The sequence below is a fragment of the Paenibacillus humicola genome (genome assembly GCF_028826105.1).
In the GTDB taxonomy this organism is placed as follows: Bacteria; Bacillota; Bacilli; order Paenibacillales; family Paenibacillaceae; genus Paenibacillus_Z; species Paenibacillus_Z humicola.
This window is the reverse complement of sequence record NZ_JAQGPL010000001.1, coordinates 2009842-2026513: the sequence shown is the minus strand read 5'-3', so window position 1 is coordinate 2026513 and position 16672 is coordinate 2009842. Positions and strand designations below refer to the sequence as shown.

18 protein-coding genes are annotated in these 16672 nt (G+C 55.3%); all 18 read right to left on the bottom strand.

Going from position 1 to position 16672, the window contains the following annotated elements:
• Positions 1-16: 16 nt before the first annotated feature.
• Positions 17-568, bottom strand: coding sequence for an acyltransferase (locus tag PD282_RS09405; RefSeq protein WP_274650378.1), 552 nt, complete (start codon positions 566-568; stop codon positions 17-19).
• Between the two features lie 31 nt (positions 569-599).
• Positions 600-1943, bottom strand: coding sequence for a lipopolysaccharide biosynthesis protein (locus PD282_RS09400; RefSeq protein WP_274650376.1), 1344 nt, complete (start codon positions 1941-1943; stop codon positions 600-602).
• A gap of 31 nt (positions 1944-1974) precedes the next feature.
• Complete coding sequence (locus PD282_RS09395; protein ID WP_274650374.1) at positions 1975-2862, bottom strand: glycosyltransferase; 888 nt, start codon at positions 2860-2862, stop codon at positions 1975-1977.
• Positions 2859-3905: a glycosyltransferase family 4 protein gene (locus PD282_RS09390; RefSeq protein ID WP_274650372.1), complete on the bottom strand. Its 1047-nt coding sequence runs from the start codon at positions 3903-3905 to the stop codon at positions 2859-2861. The genes PD282_RS09395 and PD282_RS09390 overlap by 4 nt, the downstream gene beginning before the upstream one ends.
• A 6-nt stretch (positions 3906-3911) precedes the next feature.
• Positions 3912-5129, bottom strand: a complete 1218-nt coding sequence (locus PD282_RS09385) for a glycosyltransferase family 4 protein (protein WP_274650370.1) — start codon at positions 5127-5129, stop codon at positions 3912-3914.
• Positions 5126-6322, bottom strand: coding sequence for an O-antigen ligase family protein (locus PD282_RS09380; RefSeq protein WP_274650368.1), 1197 nt, complete (start codon positions 6320-6322; stop codon positions 5126-5128). The genes PD282_RS09385 and PD282_RS09380 overlap by 4 nt, the downstream gene beginning before the upstream one ends.
• 152 nt (positions 6323-6474) lie before the next feature.
• The gene (locus PD282_RS09375; RefSeq protein WP_274650366.1) at positions 6475-7731 is read right to left on the bottom strand and encodes a glycosyltransferase; all 1257 of its coding nucleotides are present in this window, start codon (positions 7729-7731) and stop codon (positions 6475-6477) included.
• Positions 7732-7751: 20 nt separating this feature from the next.
• Positions 7752-8408 carry a sugar transferase gene (locus tag PD282_RS09370; RefSeq protein WP_274655124.1) on the bottom strand — a complete coding sequence of 219 codons (657 nt, stop codon included), beginning with the start codon at positions 8406-8408 and terminating at the stop codon, positions 7752-7754.
• A 19-nt stretch (positions 8409-8427) separates the two neighbouring features.
• The gene (galU, locus tag PD282_RS09365) at positions 8428-9327 is read right to left on the bottom strand and encodes a UTP--glucose-1-phosphate uridylyltransferase GalU (RefSeq protein ID WP_274650364.1); all 900 of its coding nucleotides are present in this window, start codon (positions 9325-9327) and stop codon (positions 8428-8430) included.
• Positions 9328-9581: 254 nt separating this feature from the next.
• Positions 9582-10226 (bottom strand): CpsD/CapB family tyrosine-protein kinase, encoded by a 645-nt coding sequence (locus tag PD282_RS09360; protein ID WP_274650362.1) that lies wholly within the window; start codon positions 10224-10226, stop codon positions 9582-9584.
• A complete protein-coding gene (locus PD282_RS09355; protein ID WP_274650360.1) occupies positions 10207-10953 on the bottom strand; it encodes a YveK family protein in 747 nt (248 codons plus the stop codon). The genes PD282_RS09360 and PD282_RS09355 overlap by 20 nt, the downstream gene beginning before the upstream one ends.
• Positions 10954-11186: 233 nt before the next feature.
• Complete coding sequence (locus PD282_RS09350; RefSeq protein WP_274650358.1) at positions 11187-11855, bottom strand: response regulator; 669 nt, start codon at positions 11853-11855, stop codon at positions 11187-11189.
• A gap of 5 nt (positions 11856-11860) precedes the next feature.
• A complete protein-coding gene (locus PD282_RS09345) occupies positions 11861-12544 on the bottom strand; it encodes a sensor histidine kinase (protein WP_274650357.1) in 684 nt (227 codons plus the stop codon).
• 665 nt (positions 12545-13209) lie between these two features.
• Positions 13210-13755, bottom strand: a complete 546-nt coding sequence (locus PD282_RS09340) for a DapH/DapD/GlmU-related protein (protein ID WP_274650356.1) — start codon at positions 13753-13755, stop codon at positions 13210-13212.
• A 233-nt stretch (positions 13756-13988) separates the two neighbouring features.
• Complete coding sequence (locus PD282_RS09335; RefSeq protein ID WP_274650355.1) at positions 13989-14723, bottom strand: DUF4247 domain-containing protein; 735 nt, start codon at positions 14721-14723, stop codon at positions 13989-13991.
• A gap of 12 nt (positions 14724-14735) precedes the next feature.
• The gene (locus tag PD282_RS09330) at positions 14736-15242 is read right to left on the bottom strand and encodes a DUF4178 domain-containing protein (RefSeq protein WP_274650354.1); all 507 of its coding nucleotides are present in this window, start codon (positions 15240-15242) and stop codon (positions 14736-14738) included.
• A 24-nt stretch (positions 15243-15266) separates the two neighbouring features.
• On the bottom strand, positions 15267-15671 hold the full coding sequence (locus PD282_RS09325; protein WP_274650353.1) for a DUF350 domain-containing protein: 405 nt from the start codon (positions 15669-15671) through the stop codon (positions 15267-15269).
• Positions 15672-15798: 127 nt separating this feature from the next.
• The gene (locus tag PD282_RS09320; RefSeq protein ID WP_274650351.1) at positions 15799-16473 is read right to left on the bottom strand and encodes a PspA/IM30 family protein; all 675 of its coding nucleotides are present in this window, start codon (positions 16471-16473) and stop codon (positions 15799-15801) included.
• Positions 16474-16672 lie beyond the last annotated feature (199 nt).

Sequence of the window (16672 nt, the reverse complement as noted above, 5' to 3'; positions counted from 1 at the left end):
TTCGCGCGGCCTGCAGTTACAGGCGCCACCGGACGTTATTCCGGATCGGCTTTGCCGGAACGCCGGCGACCAGCGTATTTGCGGGCACGTCCTTCGACACGACCGAGCCGGCTGCGACGACGGCGCCGTCGCCGATCGTAACGCCTTTCAGAACGACCGCTTTGTTGCCGATCCAGACCCGGTCCCCGATGACGGTCGGCTTCGTGGTCTCGGCCCCCTCCAGCGCGTGAATATCGGTATCCGTGATGCACACATCCCATGAAATCGCACAGTCACGGCCGATTTTCACAAGCTGCTTGCAGACGATTTCGGACCGCCGGTTAATGAACGTGCGGTCGCCGATTTCGATCACGGCGTCGCCGGCATCCAAATAAAACCCGGTATTTTGAAACAGCATTACCCGATCGCCGAGCAGCAGCCTGGCCCGCGGGGCCTTCGATACCTTCACCCTGCCGCAGACGCGAAGCAGCTTGCCGCAGCGGTCCGTCTTCCTCTTGAACAGCATGCCGCGCCCGAGGCGGAACGCAAATCTTACATATTCGCCAAACCTTCGTTTTCTTGTGCTCATCTTTGCAGCAGACATCCTTCCGTTGTCGGCGTCAGGACTGAACTTTTCGCGATAAACGCGCAAACAGGAAACGCATATCGTTTTTGTCGAACAGCATGTCCGCGACACGCACCTTGAAAACCACGCGCATCGACGCAATCGTAACGACGATCCGGATCACCGCGCCGAGCAGCAGGGCCAGCGCAATGCCGTTCAGTCCGTACAGCGGGGTAAAGACGAAGAAAAGACCGACCGTTGCGGCGAGCGCAATCAGCTGGCGCATCACCACAAGCCCGGGTCGTCCCATCGCGTTGAATGAGGACGCGAGAATCCACGAGCCGCCGCCGAGAATACATTCGAGGCAGAGCAGGTAGAAAGCGGTGCTCGCTTCCAGAAACTGCGCGCCGAACAGCAGCCCGAGCAAATACCGGCCGATGATCATCCCCGGGATGACGGCGATCAGCATAAGCAGGAACGACAGCCGGAACGCTCTGCCGACCGTGGCGACGATTTTCTCTTTATCGAGGCCGGTCACCTTCGGGAATATGACGTTCGAGATGGCCATCTGCACGACGTTAAACACGCGCGACAGCGTATAAACGACCGTATACAGCCCGAAATCCCTCGGCTTCAGCAGCGTCAGAATAATGAGCTTGTCGCACTGCGAATAAAGCGTGCCGAGCAGCTCGACGCCGAACACCCTTCCGCCGTAACCGAAAAGCGATTTCAGCACGAAACGGTCCGTCAAATTCCGCAGCCAGTTGAAGCTGAGCTCGCGCCGCAGCTTGAACAGCGACCAGAAGACGACCATCATGCTGGTGATGAAAAACGCGATCGCGCCGTTTTGCAGGTTCAGACCGCCGCAGGCCCACAGCACCAGCAGACCGATCAGGTTGCTGAGCGGCACGTACAGCCGAAGACCGTTGTACAGGCTGAATTTGTCCAAGCTTTGCGTCAGCGCCGACAGAAGGTTGACGGCCAGCAGCATAGGCAGCGTAATGACGGTATACCATTTTGCGATTTCGACGACGGAAGCCGGGTAATTTCCGAGCCAATGGGGCAGGAAAATCCAGGCGACCGTGCCGACAACGATGCTGACCGGGATTTGAAACATGAAGCCTGCTCTCACGTAAGCCGCAGCCCAATTCGCATTCATCTTCATGTTGTAGATCAGGGACGTGGAAAGCCCGAACCCGACAAGGCCCGAAAGCAGCGTCGGCCAAAACAGGATCGCTGAAAATTCGCCTTTGCCGACGACTCCGAACAAGCGCGCCGTCACGATGGAGGTCAAGGTGCTCAGCACCATTATGAATAAATTGGCTGCGCTCGTATTCAGAATCGTGCGGAATACGCCTTCGCCGGACAACGCTTTTCTCAAAGCCGGTACATTCATCATCTTTTCGACTTCCTTACCCCGAGTAGTACGTTCATTGATAAATACGCAGCACGCCGCTGATCTGGCCGTTGTTATAGAATAGCTTGCTCACATTGCGAAAAATCCGCTGCTTGTCGTAAGCGAACACGACGGTAAGCAGCGCAAAAACCGGCACCTTCACGAGCGATTTCAGGAAAAGGGCCGATTTCCGGTTTGAGCTGACCGCGCTGCTCACGCCCTGCCAGTAAATGCGGCGAAGCAGCCATTTCCGGCTGATCCGGCTGCGCGGAATTTTGTGCAGCACCGAAGCGTGAGGCGTATAATAGACCGAATAATGCGCCCGGATCCGGTCGATCAGCTCGGTTTCTTCGCTGGAGAGCAAATTGCTGCCCACCCGGCCGAGATCCTCCCGGAACGGCTTGATCTTATCGAACACCGACATGCGGAACGCGACGTTCGCGCCGTACGGAATCGCCGGCTTGACCATCTCTACGATTTCGTCCGCATAATCGAGTATCGTATACAAGGGACGGTTTTCCGGCGGCAGCCAAAGCGGAGGGCTGCCTTCCCAGGCGGGATCGATTTTGCCGCCGACGCATCCGATGCGCGGGTCCAGGTCGAACAGGGCGACGATGCTCCGTATCCAATCCTCCGAGGCGACCGCGTCGTCGTCCAGGAAGAGCACGTATTCGCCTTTCGCTTCGCGGATCGCACGGTTCCGGGCGACGGACAAGCCAAGCTTCTCCTCGTAGACGTAATGAATCGGGATGTCGACCATGTGCTGGAATTCTTCTACCACCTGCTTCGTATGGTCGGTGGAGCGGTTATCGATGACAATGACCTCGAAAGGACCGCTAAAGCTTTGCTTCAGCAGACTGAGGAGCGCCTCCTTCACATCCGCTGCGCGATTGTGCGTGCAAATCGCTATTGACGCTTTCATGCATTCACCTCGTACCTCTGATGCGTGCCGGTGTAGACGCCGATCATTTTCCCGGCAATCCGGCTCCAGTCCAGCTCTCTCAGCTTCGCCGCAATATGCTTGCGCGTTTCCCGCATATCCATCTCCATGGACAATCGCAGCGCCTTGCGCAGGCCGTCCGGATCCGCCGGATCGTAAAGAATGCCGCACCCTTCGGATACGTACTCCCCGAGCGCGCCGAGCTTCGGCGCAACGACCGGCTTGTGATGGGACAGCGCCAGAATCGCGCTTCCCGATGTCGAGATCTGGTTATACGGGAGCACGACCGCGTCGGCTGCGTTCAAGTAATCGGCCAGCTCGCCGTCGTCCACGAACTGCGGATAAACGGTGATCGATCCGCCGCCGGCGCCGTCGATAAAATCGAGGTTGTATCCAGTATCGACCCGCCCTGCGATCAGCAGCGCGGTAGATTCCGACTTTAGCGACGCATAAGCCTCAACCAGCTTGTCCACGCCTTTGTACGCGTTGATCCGGCCGACAAACAGGAACAGGAACCGGTCCTGCGGAATGCCGAACCGCGCCCGGATATCGGTGCCGCTGCTCGCATACGCGTCCACGTAGTGACCGTGCGGCGTCACGATCAGCTTGCCCTCCGGCACGCCGAACACGGCGGCAGCCTCCTTCTTCACCGTCTCGCTAAGAACGAAGGCCTGATGGCAGACCGTTAAAATCAGTTTGCGCATCACGTAATCCCACCGCGATTTGCCCGAATGCGGCCAGACGTTGTGCACGGTCCAGAACAGCCGCACGCCCAGCAGCCGGTAATAAAGCAGGAGCAGGGCAAACAGGGCCGATTTAACGACCGTCAGCGGAAATACGGATGCCCGGTACGAATTGCTCGGCCAATGCAGATGAACGATATCGCCCCGGCTCGGCTTCAGCATGGCTTTCTTGTCGTAATGCTCGACGCGAAGGCCGGCACGCTCGATCGAGCGGGTGAGCAGCTCGCTGTATTTGTTGTCCGGGCTGAATTTGGGCGACATATAAATCGTCGGATTACGCAAGCTCCTTCACCTCCCGTTTGCGGCTGCGAACGGGTAACCGGCCCGGCTCGTTTTCGCGATTTGCGCGTACAGCGACAGATGATTGTCGAGCAGCGACTGCTTCGTAAATTTCTGGCAGTGCTGCAGGCACAAGGCTTTTATCCGCCGCTTCTGCTCGCCCGTCAAGGCGTGGAAGGCGGCGATTTTCGTTTTGATCGAATCGGCGCTGCCGGGCTCGAACAGAAACTCCTCCGGATTCCAGACGGCGTCCGGAATGCCGCCGACGGCAGAAGCGTATACCGGCGTACCGACCTGGTAGGATTCGATAATGACCCGGCCGAATGGCTCTTCCCAAATCGACGGCACGAACGTCACGTCCGCCATGGCCATGAACCGCCGGGCTTCGATCGGCGTCACCTTGCCGGTAAAGATAAAGCGGCTGTCCTCGCGGCAGAGCTCCATCAGCTTCGGTCTGAAGCTGCCGTCCCCGCAAAACGTCACCTGCTCCACCAGCTCGCGCGGAAGCGACCGCACCGCTTCGGCCAGCTCGCGGACGCCTTTCTCGGGCTCGATCCGGCCGAAATAGCCGATTCGCAGCGGCTTGCGGTCAAACTCCTTGTCCGCGCCGGCGATATCGCCGTCCACGACGTTCGGGATGACCGACTTGACGGCATTCGGGAATAAGCCCGCTTCCGTATGCCGGTTCAAAATGTGCGACGAAATGCCGACAACCGCCGCTACCCGCCTGCTTACGCCGAGCGAGGTCAGGTGATACGCGCGCGCAAGCGCGGCATTCGAAATCGGCGAGCTGACCGGCGAAAGAAGCGAGTAATCCCTCAGCGTATGCACGATCGGCACTTCCTTGCCTGCCGACGACCAGATGGCGGCCCCGAACCCGGACAGGTTCTGGGTATGAATCAGATCCGGCTCAAGCTCGGAAAGCCGTCGCCGCACCTCCCGAATCAGCAGCGGATTGTACAGATCGACGAGCCTCCGGGCGACTTTGTGCAGCGTGCCGCGTCCCCCTCCGTCTCCGATCCAGTACAGATTGCTGTAGGGGAGACGGTGAACGGTGACGCCGTTTATCGATTCCGTACGAATGCCGTCGCCACGTTTCTGTCCGCCTACCGTCAGCACATGCACATCCGCTACCTGGGTCAGCGTTTCCGCCAGTATTTGCGTCGAAATTTCCGCGCCCCCGATAATATGCGGCGTGTACAAGCTATTTACAATGACAACTCTCATGCAATCCGTTTCATCCCCTTCATGCTCTGCATATCGGCTCCCGCGGCTTGAACCGCCGGTGCCGAGCTGAAAAATCCGCCCCGGACGAACCCGAATAACAGCCAAAAGTTCACGAAGGAATACGAATCGAAATTCATAATCAGCGCAATGCAAAGCGCGAACGCGAATTTCGCGTACGGATTTCCGCTTGCGCTGCGCAGAATCGTCCCCAAAAACCCGAAGAACAGAATGACGCCGATCAGGCCTTCCTCCGCGAACAGCTTGGCCAGCAGGTTCCGGGACGTTGCCATTTCGGGGCGGTTGACGAGGTCGCTTACCTCCGTGAACTTCAGCCCGTCGCTGAAACGATTCAGCAAAATATCGGCAAATTCCTTATAATAGAACCCGCCCCCAAGCCCGAAAATCGGGTGATGGGCAAATTCGATAAAACCGATGGCGGGGAACACGACCCGGATGAAATAAGAATTGTCCGTCTCGATCAGCTGGCTGAAATTAAACTGGAACCGGCTGGTGAAATAACCGCTGACATGGAACGCCTGCAGCAGGAACGGAACGCCCACTGCAATAACAAGCACGCAGGCGCCCAGCACGAGCAGCATCCTGCCGCGGTTCTTGTTCGTAATCAGCACATAAATCAGCAGCGCAATCAGCAGCACGCTGTACGCATAGGCGGAAAACGACAGCACCATCAGCACCGCCGTGCAGATCAGCAGCGGAAGCTGCTTCCGGTACCCCTGCTTGTACAAATAAAACATGAGCAGCCCGCCGCTCAGCATATGAATCGCGCCCCACGACGGCTCGCCGGACAGCATCTGAATCCGTCCGCGGTATACCTTCTCCGAGAACAAGCCGGTAAGCGAGCCGGAGAAGCCGCTGTGTACGAACAGCGCGTCCAGCATTTGCAGAAAACCGGCCGCCAGCGGAGGGATAAACGCGATCATCAGGCTTGCGGCGATCCGCCCTTTCAGGCCGGGATCCTTCTTCGTCTCCTCGGCGATGTAGAGGCTGACCCGGTACATTGAAATACCGAACAGCAGCGTCACGATATGCTTAAAGCTGCTGCCCAAATCCCCGTATCCGACCGAGACGGCAAGCGAATGCCCGATGCTGTAAGCCGCAAAAACGAGCAGGAAGAAATCCCCCTGCTTGAACTTGAAGCCGGTGAGCAGCATGAGCAGCGAGGCGGCAAACATCGGAAACATCGCCAGCGGGCGATAAACCGAGAAGTGAAAATACGGCAGGCTGTCGTACGTCAGGACCGCCAGCGAGAACAGAAACAGCGCGACAATTAAGTTTCGAATAACGGATGCACCTGCACTTGACGCCCAATTCTCGCCGCCGGTGGCTAGGACAAGATCAGCTCCATGCTTTTGCGCGTGGCGGAACTGCTGAAATTGCTGGCCACATAGCGGACCGAATTGCGCGATACTTTTTCGTTGATTTCTTCGTTGTTCAGCAGCAGAAGCACGTTCTGCACCACTTCCTCGTCCGTATCGCAGACGAAAAGGTCCTCGCCGTGATTCGCGTCGATCCCTTCGATGCCGATCCGGTTGGTGACGACCGGCACGCCCCAGGACATGGCTTCGACGATCTTCGTCTTGATCCCCGTCCCGAACAGCATCGGGGCGATCATCAGGGCGGCGTCGCCGACGACCCGTTTCACGTCGTCCACCTCGCCGGTCACGATCACGCCCGGATACCGCTCCTGCAGCCGCAGCACTTCGGGGGTCGGGTTTTTCCCGACAATATAAAACGTCGCCTTGGGCGCTTTCGCCTTGATAACGGGCCAAATCCGCTCGCAGAAATAAGCGACGGCGGAGCTGTTGTGAGGGATGTCCATCTTGCCGACGAACACCAGCTTGTTCCGGTCGTACCGGCGCGGCCCCCGGTCCCTGCGCTGCTCCGGCTCGAACTTCATCGGTATGCCGTAGCACGACTCGTGACGGGTAACGCTCCGGAAGCTTTGCGCTTCTGCCGGCGAGGTGAAGATCAGGTGGTGAAACTGAGAGGCCACCTTTTTCTCGTATTTGTCCAACAGCCGGCTTTCGAAATCGATCAGCCAGCGCTGGATAAACTTCAAATCCGCAAACCGCTTGATGCTGCCGGGAAGCTTGCCGGTGAAGCCTCCGAATACGGACGGAATGTATTGAAACCATTCCAGCTGCCGCCTGTAGCGCAGCGAGAGCAAATCGTCATAGCTTAGCACCTTGCGCCCCTGCTCGTCCGCCACATATTCGGCTACGCGCACCATGTCGTACAAAATAAACTCCGGACGCTCTTCCTTGACGATTTCCCTTATTTTCCGGTGGGTTTTTCGGCTGTAATAAACAGCCACCTGAAGCGGCCATTTGCGCAGCAGCATGGAGTAAACCGCGACGTTAAACAGCTTCTCGGCCAGTCCGGGCAGCTCCAGGCAGACCAGCCGGTCGATTTCAGCCGGCCGGTCCTTCAAATACCTGGTGTCGTCCACGAACGACAAATTGACGAGTTCGCTGTCCGGGTAAATCTCTTTCATCTGGCGAATGTACTGCAGCAGCATGTTTTTCCGTCCGTCCGTATTCGGGAATGGAAGCCGGTTCGTAATAAACATGATTTTCTTCATTGCGATCCGTCCCCCGTTTGTTAGAAAGCGTCCTTGGCTCCGGCGAGAAGCTTGAACGTCTTGAATATGATCTTCAAATCCCCCGCAATGCTCCGATTTTGTATATACTCCAAATCTAGCTCGACCATTTGCTGAAAGCTGAGATTATTCCGTCCGCTAACCTGCCATAAGCCGGTGCAGCCCGACGTTACGGTGAGCCGGAGCTTGTCGTATTCCGTATATTCCTCTACTTCTCTTGGCAGAGGCGGTCTCGGGCCGACGAGCGACATGTCGCCTTTCAGCACGTTGAAGAGCTGCGGCAGCTCGTCGATGCTCGTTTTGCGGATAAATTTGCCGATTCTCGTAATGCGCGGGTCGTCCCGCATTTTGAACATCGCGCCTTGGATCTCGTTCTGGGCGAGCAGCTCCGCAAGCTTCTCCTCCGCATTCGATACCATCGAGCGGAATTTATACATCTTAAAGGGCTTCTCGAATTTGCCGATTCGGGTCTGGCGGAAAAAGACCGATCCCTTCGGATCCTCCAGCTTGATCAGAATGGCAATGACCAAAAACAGCGGGGAGAAAAACAGGAGTCCCAGCAGCGAGCCGACAATATCCATCGTGCGTTTGGTGATCGTATAGAAAACCAGATCGTCGCTTTTCCCGAGCGCAAGCCGTTTCGATTCGGTTTTCAGCATGTTCACGACTGCGTCCTGATCATACCGACGGGCCATGGTAATCACTCACCTTCTCGCGCTCCAGAATCCGTTCCAGCTCCTCGATCAAATCGTACCGGAGCTCTTCATTGTGAAGCGCAAAGTCGATTGTGGTCATGATAAAGCCGAGCTTCTCGCCGACATCGTAGCGCATGCCTTCAAAATCGTACGCATAGACGCCCTGCTCTTCATTCAGCATCTGAATCGCATCGGTCAGCTGGATTTCTCCGCCAGCGCCGATTTCATGCCGGCCCAGGTAATCAAAAATTTCGGGGGTGAGCACATATCGTCCCATGATCGCCAGGTTGGACGGCTCTTGTCCTTGCGGGGGCTTCTCCACAAACCGCTTCACCTTGTACAGCCGTTCGAATTTCTCAAGCGGATCGACAATGCCGTAACGCTGCGTCTGATCGGAGCTGACGGCCTGAACGCCGATAACGGAGCAGCCGGTTTGCTCATACTGCTCGATCAGCTGCCGGGTGCACGGAACTTCCGCCTTTACAATATCGTCGCCGAGCAGCACCGCGAACGGTTCGTCGCCGATAAAATTGCGTGCGCACCAAACGGCATGTCCCAGTCCTTTGGCTTCTTTCTGACGGATATAGTGGAGCTCAACATTCGAGGATTGCTGCACCTTTTGCAGGATATCGAGCTTCCCTTTTTCCTCAAGCGAATGCTCAAGCTCGAATGCGATGTCGAAGTGGTCTTCAATCGCGCGCTTCCCTTTGCCGGTCACGACGATGATGTCTTCAATTCCCGATTCGATCGCTTCCTCGACAATGTACTGGATCGTCGGCTTGTCCACGATCGGAAGCATTTCTTTCGGCATCGCTTTGGTCGCAGGCAAAAACCTGGTCCCGAGCCCCGCCGCAGGAATAATCGCTTTTCTCACTTTTTTCATATGTTCTCACCCTACCCGTTTTTTTCTATATGTGTGCCATATCATGAAGCTAAAAATACGAGCTATGTTTTCTCCTCGGCGAATAAAACATAGCTCGTATTTTTAGTAATATGGAAGTAGGCATTTAACCCGTCCTCACGTCACACCCTTGACGATTTACGTCTAAGGCAGTCTAACCCACAGCATGACCGAGTGCCTCCGGTGATAGAGGAGCAGGAGACATTTCCTAACAACCGCGAAATCCGCCGGCAGCGTCAGCGGCCGACTTCGTTCAAAACCGCGCCGATAACCGTTGCTTTGCCGTATTCCAGAGATGCTTTCGCCTTTACGGCAATCTCGTTTTTCACTTTTCCCGGTTTGATAACCAGCAGAACGCCGTCGCATTTGCTGGCCACGATCTGCGCATCCGTCACTTCCAGCACGGATGTCGTGTCGACGATGACAACGTCGTACCGTTCTTTTGCTTCGTTCAGCAGCGCCGTCATTTGCGGCGAGTCGAGCAGCTCGGACGGATTCGGTGGAATCGGTCCGGAGCACATCACTTCAAGGCTGCCGGCGTGTGTCCGCTGAACGGCTTCCTCGACGCCGTTCCCCGCCGTTAAAGCCGAGCTTAAACCGAAATGGTTCGGCAGGCCGAAAATGTCGTGCTGTACGGGAGCGCGCAGATTCGCATCGATCAGCAGCGTCTTCCGGCCGGTCCGGGCGAACGTCGCCGCGATATTGGCGGCCGTCGTGCTTTTGCCTTCGCCGGCCAAGGCGGAGGTGACGGCCAGCGTTTTGAATGCCGAATCCTGGATCGAGAATTCGATGTTAGTCCGCAAGCTGCGGTAAATTTCGGAAACGCGCGATCTTGGATTGATCTCGGTTACCAGCGTTTGGTTACGCATCAAGCGTGACATTGTTCTTCCTCCCCGCCGGATTCGTCATATGCATCGGATCGCCCTGGTTATTCACGTCGGTGCTTTTGATTTTGGGGATGCCCGCAAGCAGCGGAAGTCCGAGCCGGGACTGCACGTCATGTTCGGTTTTCACCGTATCGTCCAGCTGGTCCAGAACAAAGGCGATAACGATGCCGGCCAGCAGGGTCAGAATGAACGTCACCGCAACATTCATCGTCGGATTGGGCGAAACCGGGAAATGCCGTCCGGACGGATCGGCCAAATTAAGCACCGTGACGTTGTCCACCTTGAACAGCGCCGGAACCTCCTGCTGAAAAACCTGCGAAACGGCATTGGCGATTCGGGAAGCCCGTTCGTAGGACCGGTCTCTCGCGGAAATGGTCATCACCTGCGTGTCATTGGCGGAGCTTACACTGACTTCCGCAATGAGCTCGCCGGCGGTTGCCTGCAGCTGAGGGTATTGCTCTGCGACCTTCGACATGATGCGGGGCGTGCGAATGACTTCTTTATACGTTTTAATGAGCAGAATGTTAGAGTTGATGGAGCCTGCATCAGGGCTCGCTTTGGATCCTGTTTTCGGGCCTACAATCAAATCCGCGGAAGCGACATATTCCGGCTTGATGAAATGGCTGGTATAGTAACCGACTGCCGTGCAGCAAACAATAACGATCAGCGCGATCATCCACAATTTTTTCCGGATAATGTTCCAATATCTTACCAGTTCCAAACGAGTTCCTCCGATACATTCAATCATGTTGGTTTCGTTGATTTCTGAATTTTCTGTCTAATTTCACCATTTCATTTGCGGATTCCGACCTGACACGTTGTCTACTTTTTCGCCATAATCTTCGGTTCTACTCAATTTTATAGCGGGGGGGACTCCGAAAACTATTACGCGGCAGGATGATTTTGTTTGTTCTCCGGTCGTATGCCATCCCGCCGCTTTTGAGGTATCGGCCGTTATACTTTCGTACCATAAGCCTTAAGCTTGTCCTCTTCCCGTTCCTCCGGAGGCGTATAAGCCGCCAAGCCCCGCGATTGCGCGAACAGCGCAGCTTGCGTACGGTCGCTGACATTCAATTTTTGAAAAATGCGGCTGACGTGCTTTTTGACCGTAAATTCGCTGATCATCAGCTTTTTGGCCATCGCGCCGTTGGACAAGCCTTCGCCCAGCGATGCGAGCACTTCTCTTTCCTTCGGGGTCAGCTTCTGCATGGGATCGTCCGTTTCTTTCCGGATCAGCATCTCCATAAGCCCCTGGTCATAATATTTGCGCCCTTTGCCAACCATCTTGACGGCGAGCAGAAGCTCCTCCGGCATGGAATCCTTCAGTACATAACCGTTGACGCCGCATTCCTCCGCCCTGCGGACGTCCATCTCGGCCGAAGATGAGGTAAGCATCATAAAGCGGCACGGATGGTGCGCGAGCCGCTCCACCACCTCGAATCCGGACCGGTCGCCGAGCCGGATATCGATGATCGCCAGATCGGGGTTCGTTCTCTCGATCAGCCGGACGGCATCATGGGCCGACTCCGACTCGCCGGCGATTTCGATGCCTTCCTCCTGCGTCAGAACGGCAATCAGCCCTTTCCGGACCAATGGATGGTCATCGACGATTACGATTTTCAATTCGATCACCCGCTTTTCGTATTTTGGCCGGTTTCATCCCTCGCATCCGCAAGCGGCAGCCATACCAAGATTTCGGTTCCGCCGCCCTTTTTGCTGTCGATGCTGAACGTGCCTCCCAGGGAAACCGCCAAAGCGCGCATATTGTTCAGCCCGAACCCGGAGCCCGGCTTGGACGGCTTCGACCGCACGTCGAAGCCTTTGCCGTTATCGGCAATCGCCAGCTTGACGGCTCTCGGAAGCACCGTCAAATCGACCTTGACGCGGCTGCTTCCGCCGTGACGGATCGCGTTCCCCACACCTTCCAAAATAATGCGGTACAAGGCTTTCTGATAATGAATGGACAGACGGCTGTCTGACTTCGGCGCCTGAAAAACGATGTCAATGCCGTTCAGCTTCGCCTGATTGGCAAGATGCGACCGGATAATGCCGATCCAGCAGTCGCCGTTCTTATTCGAGCTCAGGCTGTGAATGGTGGCCCGGAGCTCGCGCGAAGCCGTAGCCGCCGCCTCCTGAATCACCTGCATCTGCTCCAGCTTCTGCTCTTCGCTCATGCCGTGCCAGCCGCATTTCATAGAATGTATCGCGTAAATGATGCCGAACAAATGTTGGGAGACACGATCATGCAGCTCTTCGGCGATCCGATTTCGCTCCTCGATCAGAGGCCGCTTCGATTCGATTTGAATTGCCATCGCTATCATCACCTTTCTTATTGCTCATGGAACACCACTCCCGGCAGAAATCCTCGCAAATGCAGCGACTTTATATCCGGGAAAATGAGAAAATTTTAATTTAGATACGATTTCCCCCCAATCCCGGACAACGGCTTTATACTCTCAACATACCTCTTGAGTATAAACATGGACATGCTACAGGAGTACTGATTTTCAGAAAATGTTTTTCATCGCCAAAATGCGACCTTGGTCTCAATCCGATGCTTTCGGAAATTGTCGACAGAGACCTCAAAGGATGAATGGAATGAAATGGAATAATTTACCATACACGGTTAAGTCTTTTGTAATGAGGTTGTAAGCGATTCATCATTTTATAGCCGCGATTAGGAAGAGCGATCCTGACAACGGGCCTCATTACCCATTCCGTTTCCCGAGGTTCGACAGCGATAAGCGGCGAAATAGGACCGGCGAGCTCAAACAAAAAAAAGAATCAGACACAATTTTGTGATCAAATTGCTAGATATTTACTTTAACTTGTAACAAAATCCATAGAATTTTGTGGCATTAATGCCGATTATTCATAATTTATGCTCAAAAAGAGCCATCCCGTCTACTATTTTGGTAGAATAATTCGCCGTTTATGAGAATTATGAGAAAATGACCGCGAGCGAGTCCAATGCCGCTTAAGGCCGTATCCATCCCTTCGGAACGTTCAGCTCCCGGATGATCCTTGCCGGCACTCCGGCGACGAGCACATTATCCGGCACATCCTTATTGACCACGCTGCCCGCCGCGACCACCGAGTTTTCGCCGATGGTGACGCCCGGAAGAATCGTACAGCGCGTACCGATCCATACATTGTTCGCGATCCGGATCGGCTTGGACAATTGTTCGCCGTCGTTTACGTCGATTTGGTGATAAATACTGTCCAGAATGCTCGTTCTCGGGCCGATTTTGACATGATCCCCGATCGAGATGCTCTGGCAGGCGGCAATACCGACTCCGGCATTAATGAACGTATGATCGCCGATTTCCAATAGGGCTCCGGGATCAACGGTAAATTGCGATGCCCAGGGCTTTCCGACAATCCGGATTTGTTTCCCCATTCGGATCGTTCCTGAATTGTTGACATAAAGCTTTCCTTTGATCCAGGGCAGCTCCTTCAGCGAATGACCGGATGGGCTAAATTTAGTGATCGATTTCACTTTCCTGAACGCATTCAACAGCATATTCGCAACTCCTCCATGTCTATTCAAAATCAATTCGGTTCGGCAACATTTTGATTACCCGGCCGACTGACTTCTGAAACATGGGGTAATATAGGATTCGTAATAATTACCGATTTAAAGTCCGTATCTGTCGAAATTTTTCTACACCAGCCACAAATTGGTACACCATTCGTGCCCTTCCGCAACAAAAAGACAGCTGGACGAATAGTTTCGTACCAGCTGCCGCTATAGGTTTATCTTCGCCTCGTAATTCGGCCGAAGCCGCTCTTCGTTCTCGGCCGGCTCGATTTCGGCGGCGAGAACCAGCCGCCGGATTTGCTGCTTCCGCGCGTAATCTTGCCGGACGATTTGGGGGGCGCCTTGTTGAATATGCCGCCCGTGCCGGCCGCGCTTGAATCCGCATCCTTCGACCGCCGGAATATCGAACCTTTCTTTTCCACCGTCATCGGCGGAATCGCCTTTTTCTCCTGTGCCGACGGTACGTGGTACGTGCCCGTCTTCGGCTTGTACGTGCCGCGGTCCGTATATCCGCGGTAGCTTCCGCTGCCGTAACGGCCGTAATCGAACAAATCGTTCAGGAGACTCGCGACCAGATACCCCTGCAGGAAGCTCGAGCTGTAGTTGTCGCGCACATATTCCTTCGAATCGACTTCGACCAGCGTATCCTCGGGCTTCTTCTCGTCCTGCTGCAAATGAATGATTTTATCCGAGTAAACGAGAAACATATGATCGTTCTTCTCGGGCGATTCCTGCTGCGGCTTCTGCTCGTCCGCAAGCTCCTTCGCCACCTGCGGTACGCTTTCGCCCGCGGCCCGGTAAACGTAGGACGTTGCCGATCCGCTTCCGCTCACCGATTCAAGCGGGTATTTGTCCGCAATCGTGTCCGAAATTCCGCATGCCGCAAGCAGCGGAACGATGAAGCTGACGATGACCAGATGCTTCAGCCAGAGGGACAGCCTGCTCCGCATGCGTCTCCCCCCCTAGCTTCCGCGCAATACGCGGACATCTGCCGGCAGCACGTCTTCGCCTTCATACAGCATGAATCGGCCGTCCTGCCATTCGATGCGCAGCAAATGCATATCGTCGGATTGGTACTGCCAGACATACTGCTCGCCGCCTTGAACGAACGGCGTCTTGCCGGATGCGGTTATAAAGCCGGAATATTGCTCTTCCAAATGGTACATGCGGCCGTCGAGCTCCAGCTCGGTCGGCACCTCGTCGACCGAGTCAAGCCGGCCGTCGATCGGAGCGTAAAGCGCGTAAACCGTCCGCTCCCGTTCTTCGATGGTCAGATAACGGATATTTGCGCCGTCCTGAAGCGTCAGCACGACCAAATTGCGGTGGCGGTTCTGCGTCCGGCCCGTGACCTGGTAGGTCACCAGGGACACCTCGCACACGTCGCCCGGCCCGATCGTCAGTATGCTTTTCTCCGCTTTGGGCGGCTCCGGTTTTGTCATGATATTTTTGATTCGTTTAAACAGGCTCATGCGACTACGCCCTCCTTCCCGAGATTACAGCAGCGAACCGATGATGAGCGCGCCGGCAACGTGAAGCGACCCGGCCAGAAGCGCATGGGCGATTTTGCCGTCCTTCGTGCCCTGATCGAGCTGAAGACCGACGGTTTGCCGCAAAATGAGACGAAGCAGCCATTCCAGCACCAGCAATATGACAAACGAAACGACGGACGCAATCAGCGCGTTGCCGAGCGTGTCCGAAGCGGCGATCGACCGCGACAAAATATACGCCTGGGCAAGCAGCTTCATGATAAACCGGGTCGTGACCGCTACGTTCCCTTTTTTAATTTCGTCCATATCCTTATAACGGGTAAAAAGCGAATCCACACACATCAAGGCGGCAAGCAGCACCGCCCCCGAACCGGTCCAGACCAGTATTGCCACAAAATCGTGCAGCGTCATCTCGACATCCCCCAAGTGTTCAATTTCGGAAGCCGCTTCCCTTCAAGAAAAAAAACGTCATGAGGCCCTCAAACCCGCATGCGGTTGACGGCCCCGGACGTTCTTACTTGCCTGTTCCTTGCCAGCGTTATTGGCTGTTGTTCTCGTATTTCTTCATCAGAGCCGCCAGCTCGTCGTCGACGGCTTTGTCTTTGCCGAGCGCCGCAAACTCGTCGTCAAGCGACTTGCCCTTGCTGTTCAGCTCGTTGCTCGCTTCCGCCTGGGCTTCCATCTGCAGCATTTTTTCTTCCATCCGCTTCAGGCCCGCGGCAGCCGAATCGCTGTTAAAGCCGGTCATCGATTTGTTTATCTCGTTCTGCGCCTTGGCCGCGTTGTAACGGGCGACAAGCGTTTCGCGCTTGTTCTTCATCTCGGTCAGCTGCTTGCGCATTTCTTCCAGCTTGGCGCGCAGATTGTCAGCCGCGGACTTGTTCTGATCGTAGCTCGATTTGTACTCCGCCATCTTCTGCTCGGCCTCTTTCTTCTCTTCAAGCGCGCGGCGAGCCAGGTCGATATTTTGCATTTGGGCAGCCGTATGCGCCTGCTCGTCGCGCTTCTTCACAAGCGCTTCCTGCTCCTCGTACAGCTGCTTGAATTTCTTCTCAATGGCGATCTGGGCGGCAACCGCCTTCTCGGCGTCCTCGAGGTCCTCCTGCATATCGCGGATATATTGATCGGTCAGCTTGACCGGGTCTTCCGCTTTCTCGATCAGGGCATAAACATTGGACAACGTAAGATCTCTAAGCCGTTTGAAAATCGACATCGTGCTTATTCCTCCTTGGCATGTTCGCTTTGCGTGGGCCGCGGGCGGCCCGCGTTCATGCTACCTAATACGAAGCTCCAAACAATCCGTTTCACTTCCACACTGTAAATTATGTAATAGACTGGCGCTATAATCAACTAAAGATTTCTTTAGCTTTCACGCGGGTAAAGCATTATAATGAGGTTTGGGCGATATGGTA